General features: G+C 60.3%; 11 protein-coding genes, 1 other RNA gene and 1 pseudogene. 8 read left to right on the top strand and 5 right to left on the bottom strand.

The window, feature by feature from the left end; all coding sequences use genetic code 11:
- Positions 1–32: 32 nt before the first annotated feature.
- Together L8V01_RS02605 and L8V01_RS02600 are read right to left on the bottom strand one after the other, a co-directional pair.
- Positions 33–1,037 (bottom strand): SURF1 family cytochrome oxidase biogenesis protein, encoded by a 1,005-nt coding sequence (locus L8V01_RS02605; protein WP_269945591.1) that lies wholly within the window; start codon positions 1,035–1,037, stop codon positions 33–35.
- Positions 1,038–1,047: 10 nt separating this feature from the next.
- Entirely contained in the window at positions 1,048–1,539 is a 492-nt protein-coding gene (locus tag L8V01_RS02600) for a low molecular weight protein-tyrosine-phosphatase (protein WP_269945590.1), read from the bottom strand.
- A gap of 95 nt (positions 1,540–1,634) precedes the next feature.
- On the opposite strand from L8V01_RS02600, the gene L8V01_RS02595 reads away from it, so the two are divergent.
- The 5 genes and pseudogenes from L8V01_RS02595 to L8V01_RS02575 all read left to right on the top strand — a co-directional run bounded on the left by L8V01_RS02595 (position 1,635) and on the right by L8V01_RS02575 (position 6,510).
- Entirely contained in the window at positions 1,635–2,774 is a 1,140-nt protein-coding gene (locus L8V01_RS02595; RefSeq protein WP_269945589.1) for a Nif3-like dinuclear metal center hexameric protein, read from the top strand.
- On the top strand, positions 2,775–3,491 hold the full coding sequence (locus L8V01_RS02590; protein ID WP_269945588.1) for a zinc ribbon domain-containing protein: 717 nt from the start codon (positions 2,775–2,777) through the stop codon (positions 3,489–3,491). It abuts the gene before it with no gap.
- Positions 3,491–4,621 (top strand): bifunctional RNase H/acid phosphatase, encoded by a 1,131-nt coding sequence (locus L8V01_RS02585; protein WP_269945587.1) that lies wholly within the window; start codon positions 3,491–3,493, stop codon positions 4,619–4,621. Before L8V01_RS02590 ends, L8V01_RS02585 begins: the two co-directional genes overlap by 1 nt.
- 15 nt (positions 4,622–4,636) lie before the next feature.
- An RNA gene (gene rnpB, locus L8V01_RS02580) (RNase P RNA component class A) lies at positions 4,637–5,085 on the top strand.
- Positions 5,086–5,110: 25 nt separating this feature from the next.
- Positions 5,111–6,510, top strand: a pseudogene (locus L8V01_RS02575) (RNB domain-containing ribonuclease).
- Between the two features lie 12 nt (positions 6,511–6,522).
- On the opposite strand, the gene L8V01_RS02570 reads toward L8V01_RS02575, so the two are convergent.
- Entirely contained in the window at positions 6,523–7,797 is a 1,275-nt protein-coding gene (locus L8V01_RS02570; protein ID WP_269945586.1) for a galactokinase family protein, read from the bottom strand.
- Between the two features lie 262 nt (positions 7,798–8,059).
- On the opposite strand from L8V01_RS02570, the gene L8V01_RS02565 reads away from it, so the two are divergent.
- On the top strand, positions 8,060–8,248 hold the full coding sequence (locus L8V01_RS02565; protein ID WP_269945585.1) for a hypothetical protein: 189 nt from the start codon (positions 8,060–8,062) through the stop codon (positions 8,246–8,248).
- A gap of 61 nt (positions 8,249–8,309) precedes the next feature.
- Here the strand turns inward: L8V01_RS02565 and L8V01_RS02560 are convergent, their stop codons facing one another.
- The gene (locus L8V01_RS02560) at positions 8,310–10,082 is read right to left on the bottom strand and encodes a CYTH and CHAD domain-containing protein (protein ID WP_269945584.1); all 1,773 of its coding nucleotides are present in this window, start codon (positions 10,080–10,082) and stop codon (positions 8,310–8,312) included.
- Positions 10,083–10,218: 136 nt separating this feature from the next.
- The gene (locus L8V01_RS02555) at positions 10,219–11,277 is read right to left on the bottom strand and encodes a DUF2786 domain-containing protein (RefSeq protein ID WP_269945583.1); all 1,059 of its coding nucleotides are present in this window, start codon (positions 11,275–11,277) and stop codon (positions 10,219–10,221) included.
- Between the two features lie 192 nt (positions 11,278–11,469).
- On the opposite strand from L8V01_RS02555, the gene L8V01_RS02550 reads away from it, so the two are divergent.
- Complete coding sequence (locus tag L8V01_RS02550; RefSeq protein WP_269945582.1) at positions 11,470–12,807, top strand: glutamine synthetase family protein; 1,338 nt, start codon at positions 11,470–11,472, stop codon at positions 12,805–12,807.
- A 7-nt stretch (positions 12,808–12,814) separates the two neighbouring features.
- Positions 12,815–15,883 (top strand): bifunctional [glutamine synthetase] adenylyltransferase/[glutamine synthetase]-adenylyl-L-tyrosine phosphorylase, encoded by a 3,069-nt coding sequence (locus L8V01_RS02545; RefSeq protein ID WP_269945581.1) that lies wholly within the window; start codon positions 12,815–12,817, stop codon positions 15,881–15,883.
- Positions 15,884–15,919 lie beyond the last annotated feature (36 nt).

The raw sequence follows: 15,919 nt of genomic DNA, 5'->3' as shown, positions 1-15,919 counted from the left end.
TTGGCCTTAGACCAAGGCTGCGCGATGCCGGCTTAGTAGCGCTCGCGGCGGCGCTTGTTTAGCTTGGCGTAGTGATCTGGCTTCGAATCGCCGTAGCGGGAGCGATTGCGGCGGCTGGCGGCGTGCGAGGAGGATGCAGCGGGAACGGCCGAGGAATCGTCGTTTGCGACTGCATGCTCGCTGGGGGCGGAGTCGGCGCCGGCCATTGGCTCTGCGGGCGCGTGGTCCGCAGCGGAGGCGTCAGCAGTGGTGGGATCGGACGGGGTAGAGGCATCGGCGTCGAGGGCAGCAAGTGCCTCTTCCTCCTCGCGCAGGCGGCGGCGCTCGCGGATTTCGGACCACACGAAGTAACCTAAGCCCAGCGGGGCCATGATGCCAAAGGCTATCCATTGGTAGCCGTAGGAGAGGTGGTTGCCGCGATCGAGCTGCGGGATGGGCATGGGGTTGAGCACGCCGGGCTGATCCGCGGAGAGTTGGATGTAGTCGTGGGCCAAAGGGGCATCGATAAGCGAGGCAATTTGTTCCGTATGGATGGAGTAGACCTGCTGATAGCCCTCCTGCTTAATGGGTGCGGTCTGGTGCTGGGCTTCATCGGCGCGGATCATGCCGGTCAAGGTGGTCTCACCAGTAGGCGCGCCAGGAATATCTGGCACGGCGTTGCCCTCACCGGCCTTCACCCAGCCGCGGTTGACCAAGATGGTCAGGCCGGAATCGGTACGGAAGGGCACCAAGGATTGGTAGGACGGTCCTGACTCGGCCGGGCGCAGGCGCAGCAGCACCTCATCCTGCGGCAGGTAGTGGCCGTGCAGTGTGGCGCGGGACCACTCATCGTTCTTGATAGCCCCATTGCCATCCACGAGGTCTTCTACCGGCTGGGGGTCAGCCTCATAGGCGTGGGTGATGAGCTCGTTGCGTTCCACAATGTCATCGTCCTTGCCCAGCTGCCACGGGGCGAGGACGGTAAAAGCAAGGTAGGAAAATGCTACGACGAAAAGCAGCAGTAGAACCCAACCCGGCTTAAGGAACGTCTTTAGCATGGGGCCTAGTTTAGTCGCGGTTAGCGCGAATCCAATCCAGCAGGCCAGGCACGGCGGCCTCGATATTCTTACGCGTGGTCTCAAAATCCGCTGCGGAACCGTAATACGGGTCTGCCACATCCGCGTCTTCCGGGGAATTGGGGTCGAAGCTGCGCATCAAGCGGATTTTGTCTGGGTCGACGCCGTGCTCAATGAGAGCCTCGCGGTGGCCTTTATCCATAGCGATGAAGAGATCGGCATCCATGTGTTTGGCGCCCAGCTTGGCCGCGCGGTGGGAACCGCCATCGTGGCCGCCGCGGCGCAGCTCGGCAATTGCGCGTTGGTCTGCGCCTTGGCCTACATGCCAGCCGCCGAGGCCGCACGAGTCCACGGTGGCAACGAGGTCAAGCATGTCCTTTTCCATCTCATCGCGCACGATGATCTCTGCCATGGGGGAGCGGCAGATATTTCCGGTGCAGACAAAGACGAGGTAAAGGCCGGAGCGGGCAGCGGATTCGGTCATGCGGAAAACCCCTTCGCGCGAATAGTACTGTGGTGCGGAAGATAGGATATAGCAGTAGTAACTATTCCATGAAACGAGCATAAAGGAGTACCTCCATGTCCGCTGTGAGCGTGGGCGATGTCCGCCGCGTACTCGATGAGGCCTACCCGCCACACCTGGCGGAAAAGTGGGATGCCGTGGGGCTTATCTGCGGCGATCCGGCCGCGGAGGTCAAGCGCGTGGCTTTTGCCTTGGACTGCACCCAGGCGGTGGCCGAGCGCGCGGTAGAACTCGGCGCCGACATGCTCGTGGTCCACCATCCACTGCTCTTGCGCGGGGTGGAGTCCGTGGCGGCCGATACGCCCAAGGGCAAGGTCGTACACACGCTGGTCAGCAATGGCGTCGCGCTTTTTGCGGCCCATACCAATGCCGATAAGGCGCGGCCGGGCGTAAACGATAAGCTCGCGGAGCTGGTAGGCATCAACCCCGGCCGACCCATCGTGCCGGAGCCGCAAGGCGTGGACAAGTGGGGCGTTCACGTGCCGGTCTCCGCGGCCGAGGAGGTAAAGCAGGCGCTTTTCGACGCCGGTGCGGGCCACATCGGCTCCTACTCCCACTGCTCCTTCGATATTGCGGGCACGGGCCAATTCCAGCCGGAGGAGGGAGCGGACCCTACCGAGGGAGAAATTGGCGCGCTGCATCGCGGTGAGGAAATCCGCGTCGAGTTCGTCGCACCGTCTGCTCTTCGCTCCTCTTTGTTGAAGGCCCTGCACGCCGCCCACCCTTATGAGGTTCCGGCCTATGACATTACGGAAACCGCCGGCCACCAAGACCTCGATACGGCGCTTGGCCTCGGACGCGTGGGAGAGCTGTCGCAGGAAATGACCCTGCGCGAGTTCACTCAACAGGTGGCCAACTCCCTGCCGGAGACCGTCTGGGGCATCCGGGCAGCAGGCGATCCGGATCGGAAGGTGCGCACCGTGGCCGTCTCTTCCGGCGCGGGTGATTCTTTTCTCTCTGCGGCCGCGAAGCTGGGCGTGGACGTGTACGTCACCTCGGATCTGCGCCATCACCCGGTGGATGAACACCTGCGCGCCGGCGGCCCAGCCGTTATCGATACTGCCCACTGGGCCAGCGAATTTCCGTGGACGGCCCAGGCGCGCGATATCGTAGAGGATGCTTTAGAACTGGATACGGAAATTATTAGCCTGCGCACTGACCCGTGGACTATCTCTGCGCACCCAAAGGAGTCATAAGTGAAACTATCGCAAGAACTACAGCCGGTACTGCTAGAGCTGGCCAACCTAGAGCGCTCGCAGGACCTCGGCGCCGAGAAGGAAATCCCGGAGCAAGCGGAGTATGAGAAGGCTCAGCAGGAGCACAAACGCCTGTTGGATGCCTCCGGTTCCGCGCAGATGGCCGTCGATGACATGGAGACTGAAATCCTTCGCATCCAGGCCGATGAGCGCAAGTTGCGCCAACGCGAACGCGATGACAAGCGCCAGCTCGGCGCCGCGCTAGACCCAGAAACTCGCAAGGATCTTGAGCACGACCTTTACGCCGCCAAGTCCCGTATCGCAGATCTCATGAGCGAGCTGCAAGAAGCCCATAACGAGGTCCATGCGCTGCGTTCCAATCTGGACGTGCACGGCGCGCGCGTTTCAGATTCCGAGCGCAAGCTGGAAAAGCTTCGCCGCGCAGCCGAGGCTGCCCAAGAAGCAGCAGCTAACCAGGAGGACCCGGCCGTGCGCATCGGGGAACTGCGCGAGCAGCTGCCCGCTGAAGTTCTAGGCGAGTATGACTCCCAGCGCGAAGAAAACGGCGTCGGTGCCGCCCAATTCAAGGCAAACCGTGCTTGCGGAGGGTGCTTTATTGTCCTGCCACCGGCCGAGCAAAACGCCGTGCGCAACGCCCCGGCCGATGAGCTGCCGCAGTGCAGCGATTGCGGCTCCTACCTGGTGCGTCTGGTCTAATGAAGGTCATCATTTATGCCGATGGCGGCTCCCGCGGCAACCCCGGCGTGGCCGGTTCCGGCACCGTAGTCTATGATGCCAGCGGTCAGCGTATCCTGCGCGAGATCGTCTACGTAGTAGGAACTAAGTCCACCAATAACGTCGCCGAATACAACGGCCTGTTGCGCGGGCTCGAGGCTGCAACCGAGATGGGCGCTACCGAGGTGGAGTTCCACATGGATTCCAAGCTGGTAGTGGAACAGATTAACGGCCGCTGGAAGATCAAGCACCCTGATATGCAGAAGCTGGCCCTGCGTGCCCGCGAGCACATCAACGGCTTTTCAACCTTCAGCCTGGACTGGGTGCCGCGCGCTAAAAACAAGGTGGCAGACGCCCTGTCCAATGACGCCATGGATGCCGCAGCGGCCGGCCACCCAGAAGGCATCGTTGCCGGTGAAGAAGACGCCGAGCCAGCACCGGCCGGGGAGCAGGACACCACCGCGCCGCACCCCACCGACTGGCTCGGGGACCGCGGACCGACCACCCGCTTTATCCTGCTTCGCCACGGACAGACGGAGATGTCGGCCGCCAAGCAGTACTCTGGTCGCGCCAACCCGGGGCTAACCGAGCTGGGCCAAAAGCAGGCGCTCGCCGCTGCGCAAGCGCTTGCCGGCACCGACTTTGATGCCATCGTCTGCTCGCCCCTGCGCCGCTGCCAGGAGACTGCGGCGGCCGTGGCCAATGGCCGCGATATCGAGGTAGAAACCGTCGACGGCCTCATCGAGGTGGACTTCGGTGCCTGGGAAGGAAAGACAGCGGCCGAGGCCTACCAGCGCGATCCGGAACTGCACGAGGAATGGCTGTACGATGCGAGCGTCGCTTGTCCGGGCGGCGAATCGCTGCAGGCGGTCAACCGCCGTGTGCGAACGACCCGCAAGGAACTCCAAGAGCGCTTTGCAGGCAAAACCGTGCTGGTGGTCAGCCACGTTAACCCGATTAAGTCCTTCATCCGCCAGGCGCTCGATGCGGGCCCGGCCACCTTTGGGCACCTCTTCCTGGGTTTGGCCGCCATTTCGCAGGTGGAATTCTGGGATGGCGGCTCTATGGTGCACGGATTTAACGATGTGGGTCACCTGGCGGGGCTGCGCTAGAATAAGGAACGCGAATGAGCCGGCCGGGTGATCGCGTCGCTTCATACGGGCAGCAAAGTGCTGCCGCGTGGGCGCCGAGGAAAGTCCGGACTCCACAGAGCACGGTGGTTGCTAACGGCAACCCGGGGTAACCCGCGGGCAAGTGCAACAGAAAGTAGACCGCCTCGTGCCTCCACTTGCGCTTCGGCCAAGTTGGGGACACAAGGTAAGGGTGAAACGGTGCGTTAAGAGCGCACCAGCACCGTCAGCGATGGCGGTGGCTGGGTAAACCCCACCGGGAGCAAGGCATCACGGCCCCGCCACGTTGCGGGGCCCGATCAGGCGGTTTAAGGCTGCTCGCTCGAGCCTGAAGGTAGCTGCTGGAACCAACTGGCAACGGTTGGTCTAGATGGATGTTCACCGCGCGGTGCTCCCTTGTGAGCGCCGCGGTTAGACAGAATCCGGCTTATAGGCCGGCTCATTCGCCCTAATACGTTTATGGTGGTGGGCATGAAGCTCTACGCCGCCCCGCTTGATTTCCGCGCCATTGCCGCAGAATTTTCGGTAGCCACCGATTTCCCAGCCGAGGTCACCGCCCAGGCCGCCCGCGCGCAGGACCGGTATGCCGCATCGCGCCGCGACGCCCGCGATATCCCCTTTGTCACCCTGGATCCTGCCGGTTCCATGGACTTGGATCAGGCGGTCTACATCGAGGAGCGCGAGGCCGGCTACCGTGTCTTTTATGCCATCGCGGATGTTGCCGCCTTCATTGAACCGGGCAGCGAGCTAGAGCGCGAATCCTTCCGCCGCGGCCAGACCATCTATCTTCCCGATGAGCCCGCGCGCCTGCATCCGCCAGAGCTTTCCGAGGACCGAGCCTCGCTGCTGCCTGGCACCGATAAGCCGGCGGTGTTGTGGACCTTTGACTTAGACGGCAAAGGAGAGGTGGAGTCCTTCCACGTTGAGCGCGCGCTCATCTACTCCCAGGCCCGGCTGGATTATGAAGGCACCCACGCGGACTTGGCGGCCGGCAAGCTTCACCCATCCATTGCTCTGCTGCCGGAAGTCGGCCGGCTGCGCCAAGAATCCTCCCTGCGCCGCGAGGCCATATCCTTGCGCCTTCCTTCCCAGCGCGTGGTGGAAAATGATGATGGCACCTTTGAGCTCATTATCGAGCCGCGCTATGAGGTCATGGACTATAACTCGGAGATTTCGCTGCTCGCCGGCATGTGCGCCGGACGCCTCATGCAGGAAGCCGGCGTGGGCTTCTTGCGCACCCTGCCTGCAGCCGAGGCAGAGCACGAGCGCCAATTCCGCGCCGAGGCGCAAGCGCTAGGCTTCGCGCTTGGCGACGCCCCCATTCCCCAATTCCTCCTTACCGTCGACGCCGATTCCCCGCGCGGCATGGCCGTCATGCGCGAGGCCCAGAGCCTGCTGAGGGGCGCCGACTATGCCTGGTTAGGTGAGCAGGAGGCGCAGGTTCACGCCGGCATCGGCGGCTACTATGCGCATGTGACCGCGCCGCTGCGGCGCCTTTGCGATAGGATAGGTTCGCCACCGAGGTCTGCCTAGCCCTGTGCGGCGGCTACGAGGTTCCCGAGTGGGTGCGCGCGAGCGCCACGGAGGTCATCGGTGTGATGCGCTCGACCTCGCAGCTCGCCTCCCAGGTGGATAAGGCCTGCTTGAACCTGACTGAGGCCACCGTGTTGCGTCCCTGGCTCGGGACTAATTTTCCGGCCACCGTGGTCCGCGGGGACCCGAAGCGGGACAAAGCGCGCATTTTTGTTCCGGAGCCACCCGTATTCGCCCACAGCGTGGGCTCTCCAGAAACTGGCAGCGAAACCACCGTTTCGCTGGTGACGGCGGATACCGATACACGCGAGGTGCTCTTTGCCTGGCCGGCCGACTAGCCAGTGTGGTTGCTAACTTTCGCCGCGCGCGGCCTCGCCAGGCTGCAGCTCAACTACGAGAAGGCCGTCTTCCGCCAAGTCGGCCGCGAAATTATGCGCGCTCTTTACTGGAGCATAGGCGATGACCGCGTTCGAGGTGCCCGCATGCGCCGAGCGCCCCGCCACGGCACCGCGCACGGTGACCAGCTCGGCGAGCTTCTCCGCCGAATCTAGGCCATAGATATTGGCGAGGGAGGATTGTGACTGCAACAAGATAGGGAAGAGCTCCGCGCCGCGGTGCGAGCGCAGGCAGCGCGCAAACCTTTCTACCCGTTGGGTTTCTTCCTCATAAAAGGCCATCCACTCAGTGGCGGCGCTGATACTCGGGCGGCCTTCTTCGCCATAGACCTTGTGGACGGCTTTGAGCCAATCGAGGACGCGCTGTTGGGCGTCGGGAAGCAAGCGCAGCGAATCGGTGCCAAAGGAATGGCAGGCATCATCAATAAAGCGCTGGCGCTGGCGAATATCGGCAATGGCCGCTTCCTCCTGCGCGGAGAAATCCTCCGGTACCGCCACCGCGAAGGCGGCGATCTCGCGGCCCACCACGTGCGGGGCGTGGGTGACAGAGCCATCGGCGTAGTCAATGATGCATACGCCTTCACCCGTGCTGCGCAGCGCAGCGCTGTGGCGCGCGCGTAAGGCCGGCCGCGCGGCAAAAATGTTGACGGCTTGAGTACACACATCCGCTACCCGGGCCCTAAGCGGTGCGTCCAAGTCCGCATCTGCTCCCATAAGCGCAAGCGCTACGGCAACGTCCGCAGCGGCATCCGCGCCCAATCCCGCGCCCTCTGGAATATCGGAGGCGATGGTGATATCCGCACCGGCCGTCTCGCGCGAGAGCAATTGGCGGTTAATCATCGTATGGACAATGCCGCCCACGCGGGCAGCCAACCCGCCCTCCGTCGCCGGCGGAATAACCGGTTGACCTTCGGCATCCGTGGAGGGCTGTTGCGCCGTTGCCAGATCCGCCAGCGCTTGCAGGCTGATCGAATCATGAGCGGGCTCGCCCTGCGCCGGATGGAAATGCACAGCCACCACGCCATCTGTTCGCGGGCTGACCGCGGCTGCTGCGCGCAGCTTGCCTACACACATCGCGACAATGCCACCGAAGTGATCAATGTGTTCACCAATAAGCGACCACGTGGCCGGCGCGCTTGCGGTATGTGTGGGCGTACTCCCCGTTACCTCGGTGTGCGCCTGGGCTGCGCGCTTGGCGGTAGGCTCTGCTGGGGTTGACCACAGTGGCATGGGTGCTAAAGCTCCTTTTCCAGGTTCTAGGACCAGTTGTTTCCGTAGCTTCATTCGCGCTCTCGGTGCGCATAAAGCAACGAATGCCCGCCACCATTGAGCGCAGGGGGCGGGGAATACGACTTGGATTCGTATAAAAGAAATGTGCTGACCCACATTCTAGCGGGCATTGCTAACGCAGCGTGGGTAGTGTGGGCACAAACCATACCAGCGGCAGCGTATGACCGGTGCCGCTGGAGCAATAACTGAGAGGATAGTTTTTATGAGCGATGCAGATCAGAAATGGTTTTTTGATCCAGCCACCAAGGAAGTCAGCCAAGGCAAGGCCTCTGGCTGGGAAAATCGAATGGGTCCGTATGACACCCGCGAAGAGGCAGAAAATGCCATCGAAATCGCACAGGCCCGCAACGATGCGGCAGATGCCGCAGATGAGGAAGATGACTGGAAGTAGTTAACTCCCAGCCATCAACCTGCTTAGCCGTGTTACCCCGAGCCTTTTCTGGGGAGCGCGGCTACTTTAGTTTCTTGCGCAGTGGCTTAAACGCAGCCTTGATGTCCTTAAAGGACTCGTTGTAATCATCCAAGGCCTTTAGGCCGATGGTGCGCTCGCGCTGATAGAGCAGGCCGTAGCCAAAGGTATTCTCACCGCGACGGCGGGCAGAATCTGCCAGCTCGAGCAGCTTATCGCGCGAGGTCACGGAATCCTGGAAATCACCGAGCACCGACTGCATCTGCTTGCAGGCCTTGTATAGGCGCTTGGTCTTGAGATTGGTGGCAGAACCTGCAGCTTCTGCCGCATAGCGCAACTTCTTAGCTGCCTTGCGCATATCGTGGAAATAGTCCTCGCGCTCGTGCAGGGACAGTTCTTGGTTATCCCAGTTCTGTACAGCTTTCTTATGGCGCTTGACCAGCTTGTTGTAGGCCTTTTCTAGGTGCTGGGCCATCACCGTGTCCATGTCTGCGGACTTTTCCTTGGCCTTCTTTTTCTCTGCCTTCTTTTCTGCCTTTTCCGCGGCAGGCTCTCTGTGCTCAGCGGCTTCGGAAGAAGGGGCAGCATCAGCGTCCGCAGAGGTCGATTCTTCTGGCTGCGCAGCAGATTCGGAAGCGGAGCTTATATCTTGTTCCTTTGCATCGCTGTCTACTGGGGTGGATTCCTGCTGCTTATCGGCTGTCGGCGGATCTGCGAGCAGGCGGTCAAGGGACTCCAGTAGCTCGAGGTAGCGCTCTGAATCTAGCGCCGCGATGACGCGGCGGTGCGCGCGGCGGTAGGCAGTACCCATGTCTTGAGCGATGTGTTCACGGGTGGATTCATCGAGGGTGTCAGAATCCTCGGAATCCAGCAGCTTTTGCCAGCGCTCTTCAACTACTTCTGCATCGCGCGCTACGCCTAGAATGCCGGCAAGTTCTTTGAGATCGGCTTCAATCTTTTCGATTTCTGGACCTACAACAATGCCGTGGAAGGTCTGCAGATGGCTGCGCAGCTCGCGGGTGGCTACGCGCATCTGGTGAACCGAGTCCCACTCATCACGGCGAACGCGTGGGTCATAGTCGATGAGCTTGTCGCGGTTGGCTTGGAGCGCGGTGATAACCGCGGCGGCAGGGGAATCTGTGTCGACGTCTGGCGTTACCAAGGCTGGCGGTAGCGGGGCATTGGCATAGGAATCACCCAGGGCGGATTTCAGCTTGGATGGGGAAGAGGAAACGCGCGCGCCGGCGCCGATCAGGAGGGAGGTAGCGCGGCGAATAAACTGCGTTCCTTCTTCGGTGCCGGGAAGATCGCCGGCTAGCTCGACTTCCCACTCGCGCCACGACTGCTGCTGGCCGCCGGGGAGGAAGGAAAAGGCAGTGACGTGATCATCGCAGAACTCAGCAACCGGCTTATTATCGGCATCCGCCAAGACCATCTCGGTGCGCTTATTATCCACCTGTGCAATGGGGCTGAGTTCGTTGTGGCGGATAATTGAGCGAACTTGGTGGAGAAGCTCTTCCGGTACCTCGTAGCGGCCATCGACGGGCTCGCCCAGCTCGGCGTGGATTTCGGTGCGGCCTGCCTCACTAGGAATTTTGATGTGCCAGCCATCATCGTTGCCGCCGGTGCGGCGGCGCAGAGTGACTTTGGCGTGGGTAAGGCGGAGATCCTCAGTGTCGTAATAGATGGCAGAAAGCGCGTGGTGGCGCGTGTCCGCAACGTGGTCAACTCCCTCGAGGCGAGTCAGTTCAGGGAGCTGAGTGGACTCGGCTACGGAGAATTTCGCTTCAACTTCGAGAAAAGACTGTGTAGACATTCACGTACCTTTTACTTTCTAGACCTAGTAAATCTCACCGGTGATCTTACCTGTTATAGCCTCGCCGCGGTGCCAGCTTTGGCCTCCGTTCGCTGATAGGGAACGGGAGGCGAGGATGGCCTTGAGCAGGGAAAAATTACTGCGTAATTTCTGGAATTGGTCCGATTCCTGTGGCGTCGCCGCCAAGGTGAGACCTATCGGCCGCGGCAATGCCATCGTTGATGCCATGGAGGCTGTTCATAGATAGCGACATCTCCGTCAGATTCGGGAAGAGACGGTTGCGAGTCTCGATGGCATGATCGGTGCGTGCCTGCAGTGCAGGAAGGGTCTGGGTAATTACAGCATCTGCATGGTGCGCGCAGTACTGAGACTCACGCAGGTTATCTTTGATTCCGTCCTCATTGGCTTGGGCTAGTAGTTCTCCAATGTGTGCGGCGTAAGAAAGGCGGAAGCTGCGCCGGTAGGCGGCGGTGGTATTGGTAGCGCGGGCAATTTCGGCACCGTCGCCATTGCGCATGAACCAATCGCATTGGCGGTTGAGGGAGTCGAAAAGGTCAGCGCAATGGGCGGCGTCAGCAGGAGCACCAATCACGCAAGCCAAGCCTTTGTCATGGATAAGGAGGGTTGTGCATCCATTGGCATCGGAAATAGTGCTGAGCAGGGAAGCTTGGTGCTTGATATAGGGCGAGTGGATGTGCACGCGATGAGAAATCAGGTCTGGGAGATTGGAGGTGAGCAGGTCCTCAATACGATATTTTTGCTGCAAGGACTGGGCCTTGGAAATCAGCACTTCGGCCTCATCTTCAAAACTGGTGGATTCTGCTTTGCGCAAGAGGCCTAAGACCTTTTCACGGATTTTGCGCTGCTTTTCGCTGAGCCCGTCTTCCCGCAGGGATTCACCGGACGCTAATAGCTCGGTATCGCGCAGCCTAGGTAGGTGGATAAGTTCTTTAATGATTGCGCGCAGCTTATCGCGCGGGATGAAATTCTCCTTTGGCGGGGGCATTTGCAGCCAGGCTTTGCGCAGCGCAGGTGAGGTAATCCGTGCCGGAACATGTGGGCTTGCACGATAGATGATGGGATAGGCGTGCGAGCCTAAGACGTGTTCTAAATCCGCCGGTGCCCAGCCATGTTGCGCGGCGGTGATGAGGCGTTCGATTACGTGAGCAGATAGATCATCGCAGTGAGTGGTCATAAACCTTCGTCCTTTAAGAGGTGTACGTGTGTTCGCTTGCCCACTTAGCAAAGCATGCTCATCAATCGGTTCCTGAGGTAAAAGCCCCCGCTAGCTACCCCCTCGATACTCTTGCGACCTGCACATTTCGCCCAAGAAAAACTGTCGTATGAACTGCACATCCCTCGGGGGAGAGCCGGTAAGGTTTAGGGCATGAATAGCCAACACGAATTTGTCTTGCGCACCGTTGAAGAACGCGATATCCGCTTTATCCGCTTGTGGTTTACGGATATTTTGGGTGCCCTCAAATCCGTGGTCATGAGCCCGTCCGAGCTGGAATCGGCCTTTGAAGAAGGTGTTGGCTTTGATGGTTCTTCCGTAGAAGGTTTCTCCCGCATCTCCGAGTCAGACACCATTGCGCTGCCGGATCCTTCTACCTTCCAGATCCTGCCGTTTGACTTGGATGAGCCGGACCTGCAATCGGCCCGCATGTTTTGCGATATTGCGCAGCCAGATGGCCAGCCATCCATGGTGGATCCACGTCATATCCTGCGCCGCCAGGTCACCGAGGCTGCCAATGATGGTTTTACGTGTATGGCTTCGCCAGAAATCGAGTTTTACCTATTTGAGCGCGGCCGCGAGCTTACGGACTTGGTGCCGACCGATAACGGTGGCTACTTCGACCAAGCAACGCATGATACTGCACCTCTCTTTCGCCGAAAAGCGATGCTAGCGCTGGAATCGCTAGGGATCGCCACGGAGTTTAGTCACCACGAAACCGCGCCGGGCCAGCAAGAAATTGATCTGCGCCATGCGGACGTGCTGACCATGGCCGATAACATCATGACCTTCCGGCACGTCATCAAACAGGTGGCCACCAATTCCAATGTGCGCGCAACCTTTATGCCGAAGCCTTTTGAGCATCTTCCTGGTTCTGGCATGCATACGCACTTGAGCCTCTTTGAAGGCCAATCAAATGCCTTCCATGATCCGGATGATGAATTCTCCTTGTCCCAGACTGGCCGGCAATTTATCGCGGGCATTCTGGAACACTCCACGGAGATGTCCGCCATAGTCAACCAATGGACCAACTCCTATAAGCGCCTCATGTTCGGCAACGAGGCCCCTGGGGCCGCTACGTGGGGCGTCTCTAATCGCTCCGCGCTGGTGCGTGTTCCTACGTACCGGCTCAGCAAGGAGGAATCACGCCGAGTGGAAATCCGCTCTATCGATGCTTCCATGAACCCGTACTTGGGCTATGCGGTTCTTTTGGCAGCTGGCTTGCGCGGAATCCGGGAAGGCTACGAGCTCGATGAACCGGCCGAAGATGATGTCCACCAGCTCACCCGCCGCGAGCGCCGAGCGATGGGATATAAAGACCTTCCCACTAGCCTGGATCAGGCCTTGCGCGAATTCGAAAAGTCCGAATTCATGGCGGAGGTTCTAGGCGAGCACGTCTTTGAGTTCTTCCTGCGCTCCAAATGGGACGAGTGGCATCACTACCAGAGCCAAATTACCACCTTTGAGCTGCGCAATAACCTGAACTTCTAGGAGAATAATGCGTCCTGCTGCTGTGCCTTCACCGGCCATGCTTGGCCTTACCCACTCGCATGCTGCCCAGGATATTGAGCAGCTAGGGTGGAAGAATCCGGAATCGGTGGATCTACTGTGGACCCTCGCTGCCGTGGGTGACCCAGATTTAGCCCTTAATAACCTGATCCGCATTTATGAACAAGCCCCAGAGCTAGACGATGCCGTGCGCTCCAATGAAACTTTGCGCGTGCGCCTCTTTGCCTTGCTGGGCGCGTCGACCGCCTTTGGAGATCACCTCGCGGCGAACCCTGAGTTGTGGCGGGAGTTAGAAAAGCCCCTCCCGCAGTCCGAAGAGATGCTGCAGAGCATGCTCAGCGCCGTGGACGCCCAGCCGGCGGACTTTGCTACTGACCTTGACCGGCCCGATCCAGCGCGCGAGGATTTGTCTGCGCCGGGCACCTATCGCGCCGGAGACGGTGAGCATAAGCAGGAGTTGCGCACGGCGTACCGCACATTAATGATGCGCATTGCCGCTTGCGATGTGGCTGGCACCTTCCACGCGCGAAAAGGCCAGAGCAGGCCGCAGCCGGAGGTAGGATTCCGCCAAGTGACGACACTGACCACCGCGCTTGCCGACGCCGCCTTAACCGCCTCCCTTGCCTGTGCCGTGCGCACCGTCTACGGCGATGAACCCCTAGACGCCCAGCTGGCAGTTATGGCGATGGGCAAGTGTGGCGCGGGAGAGCTGAACTATATCTCCGATGTGGACGTCATTTTCGTCGGCAGCGAGGCAACCCCACGGGCTACGCGGCTTGCAGCGGAGTTCAACCGGATTGGATCCGCCACTTTCTTTGAGGTGGACCCGAACCTGCGTCCCGAAGGGAAATCAGGCGCTTTAGTACGCACCTTGGAATCTCACGTAACTTACTACAAGCGGTGGGCAGAAACCTGGGAATTCCAAGCGCTGCTTAAAGCCCGTGCGATGACAGGATACCTGCCGTTGGGCCGAGACTATTTGGAGCAAATTCGGCCGATGGTGTGGACGGCCTCGCAGCGCGAATCCTTCGTTGAGGATGTCCAGGCCATGCGTCGCCGAGTGCTCGCAAACGTGCCTGATGAACTCAAGCATCGCGAGCTTAAGCTGGGCGTGGGCGGCCTGCGCGATATCGAGTTTGCAGTCCAGCTTCTGCAATTGGTCCATGGTCGTTCCGATGAATCGTTGCGCGCGCTGTCCACAGTGGAGGCGCTGGAGGCACTGATTTCGGCTGGGTATGTGGGCCGGGAAGATGGCACGCAGCTCATTGAGGCCTATGAATTCCTGCGGCTGCTCGAGCACCGTCTGCAGCTAGAACGGTTCCGGCGCACCCACACGCTTCCAGAGAAGGAAGATGAAGACGGGATGAAGTGGCTGGCGCGCATCGCCGGATTTTATCCACAAGGCACCAAATCGGCAGCCGAGCGTATGCTTTCGCACCTGCGCCGTATTCGCCTGCGCATCTCCGAGCTGCACTCGCGCCTGTTTTATCGGCCGCTGCTCAACTCTGTGGTCACCATGTCCGCCGATGAGCTTAAGCTTTCGCCGGAAGCCGCTAAGCTGCAGCTGGCTGCGCTGGGTTATAACTATCCGGATCGCGCATTTGAACACCTGACCTCGCTGGCGGCGGGGACCTCACGCAAGGCGCGCATTCAAGCGATTTTGCTGCCTACTTTGATGGAATGGCTAGCCGATACCGCAGACCCAGACATGGGCCTGTTGAACTATCGCAAGCTTTCGGAAGCCGCGAATGACAGGTCGTGGTTCTTGCGCATGCTGCGCGATGAAGGGATTGTGGGCCAGCGACTCATGCATATCCTGGGTACCTCCCCGTTTACCGCGGACTTGATTATTAGCGCGCCGGATTCGGTCAAGCAGCTTTCCGACGGTGCCACCGGCCCCAAACTATTAGAAACCAAGCCCGAACAGGTCTCCAAGGCGTTGGTAAATTCCAGCAAGCGCCACGCCGATCCAGATAAAGCGGTGGCAGTGGCCCGCTCGTTGCGCCGGGTGGAACTAGCCCGCATTGCCAGCGCGGATTTGCTGGAATTTATGCCAGTCAAACAGGTCTGCCACGAGCTTTCTACCATTTGGGACGCCGTGCTTGAGGCTGCACTTCGCGCCGAGGTACGCGCTTGGCGCCTAGCAAACGAAGACGCGGAGCCACCGGCGCGCATCGCCGTCATCGGCATGGGCCGGCTCGGCGGCATGGAGCTGGGCTTCGGCTCGGACGCGGATGTGCTCGTAGTAGCCGAACCCGCTGAAGAAGTCGATTCTAGCGCGGAAGGTGAAGCGGTGAAGTGGGCCATCGGGATCGTCGATAAGCTCCGGCGCCGGTTGTCCAAGCCCTCCGGCGATCCGCCACTGGATGTTGATCTAGGCTTGCGCCCGGAAGGACGCTCCGGTGCGGTGGCGCGCACCATTGCCTCCTATGAGCGCTACTACCGCGAGTGGGGCGAGTCCTGGGAGATGCAGGCCTTATTGCGCGCAGCCTTCGTAGCCGGCGATAAGGAAGTAGGAGATCGCTTCATGGCAATGATCGATGGCTTCCGGTATCCAAAAGGCGGTGGCAGCGCGTCTACCATCCGCGATATTCGTCGCATGAAGGCCCGCGTGGACAATGAGCGCCTGCCCCGCGGCGCGGACCGCAATACCCACACCAAACTCGGCCGCGGTGCGCTGACGGATATTGAATGGACGGTGCAGCTGCTAACGATGATGCATGCCCACGAGCATGCGGAACTGCACGACCCTTCTACGCTGCGCGTACTCGATGCCTTAGAAGAAACCGCCATTCTTTCCTCCGAGCAAGTCTCCGATCTGCGCGAAGCCTGGCTCACGGCCACCGATGCCCGTAATGCGCTGGTGCTGGTGCGCGGCAAGCGCGTGGACCAGCTGCCCGGTCCTGGACCGCAGCTAGCGCAAGTGGCCGGAGCTGCTGGCTGGCCGCCGGAGGATAACCAGGAGTTTCTAGAAAACTATTTGAAACTCACCCGGCACGCCCGCAAAGTAGTAGATGAGGTCTTTTGGGGCGAAGAGGAATCCTTCGAGCATTCTTAGAGTTGCCCTAGAGATTCGCTGTTTCACCATCGTGGC

Origin of the sequence: Corynebacterium curieae, assembly GCF_027570035.1 — a bacterium.
GTDB classification, from domain to species: domain Bacteria; phylum Actinomycetota; class Actinomycetes; order Mycobacteriales; family Mycobacteriaceae; genus Corynebacterium; species Corynebacterium curieae.
Note: the sequence above shows the minus strand (reverse complement) of the source record. Positions and strands in the feature narration are given on the sequence as shown.

Bases quoted from the DNA above. Each gene is read 5' to 3' on its own strand.
- L8V01_RS02545 (WP_269945581.1), top strand. From the start codon at position 12,815: ATGCGTCCTGCTGCTGTGCCTTCACCGGCCATGCTTGGCCTTACCCAC.
- L8V01_RS02595 (WP_269945589.1), top strand. From the start codon at position 1,635: ATGTCCGCTGTGAGCGTGGGCGATGTCCGCCGCGTACTCGATGAGGCC.
- L8V01_RS02550 (WP_269945582.1), top strand. From the start codon at position 11,470: ATGAATAGCCAACACGAATTTGTCTTGCGCACCGTTGAAGAACGCGAT.
- L8V01_RS02565 (WP_269945585.1), top strand. From the start codon at position 8,060: ATGAGCGATGCAGATCAGAAATGGTTTTTTGATCCAGCCACCAAGGAA.
- L8V01_RS02555 (WP_269945583.1), bottom strand. From the start codon at position 11,277: ATGACCACTCACTGCGATGATCTATCTGCTCACGTAATCGAACGCCTC.
- L8V01_RS02585 (WP_269945587.1), top strand. From the start codon at position 3,491: ATGAAGGTCATCATTTATGCCGATGGCGGCTCCCGCGGCAACCCCGGC.
- L8V01_RS02600 (WP_269945590.1), bottom strand. From the start codon at position 1,539: ATGACCGAATCCGCTGCCCGCTCCGGCCTTTACCTCGTCTTTGTCTGC.
- L8V01_RS02560 (WP_269945584.1), bottom strand. From the start codon at position 10,082: ATGTCTACACAGTCTTTTCTCGAAGTTGAAGCGAAATTCTCCGTAGCC.
- L8V01_RS02570 (WP_269945586.1), bottom strand. From the start codon at position 7,797: ATGCCACTGTGGTCAACCCCAGCAGAGCCTACCGCCAAGCGCGCAGCC.
- L8V01_RS02605 (WP_269945591.1), bottom strand. From the start codon at position 1,037: ATGCTAAAGACGTTCCTTAAGCCGGGTTGGGTTCTACTGCTGCTTTTC.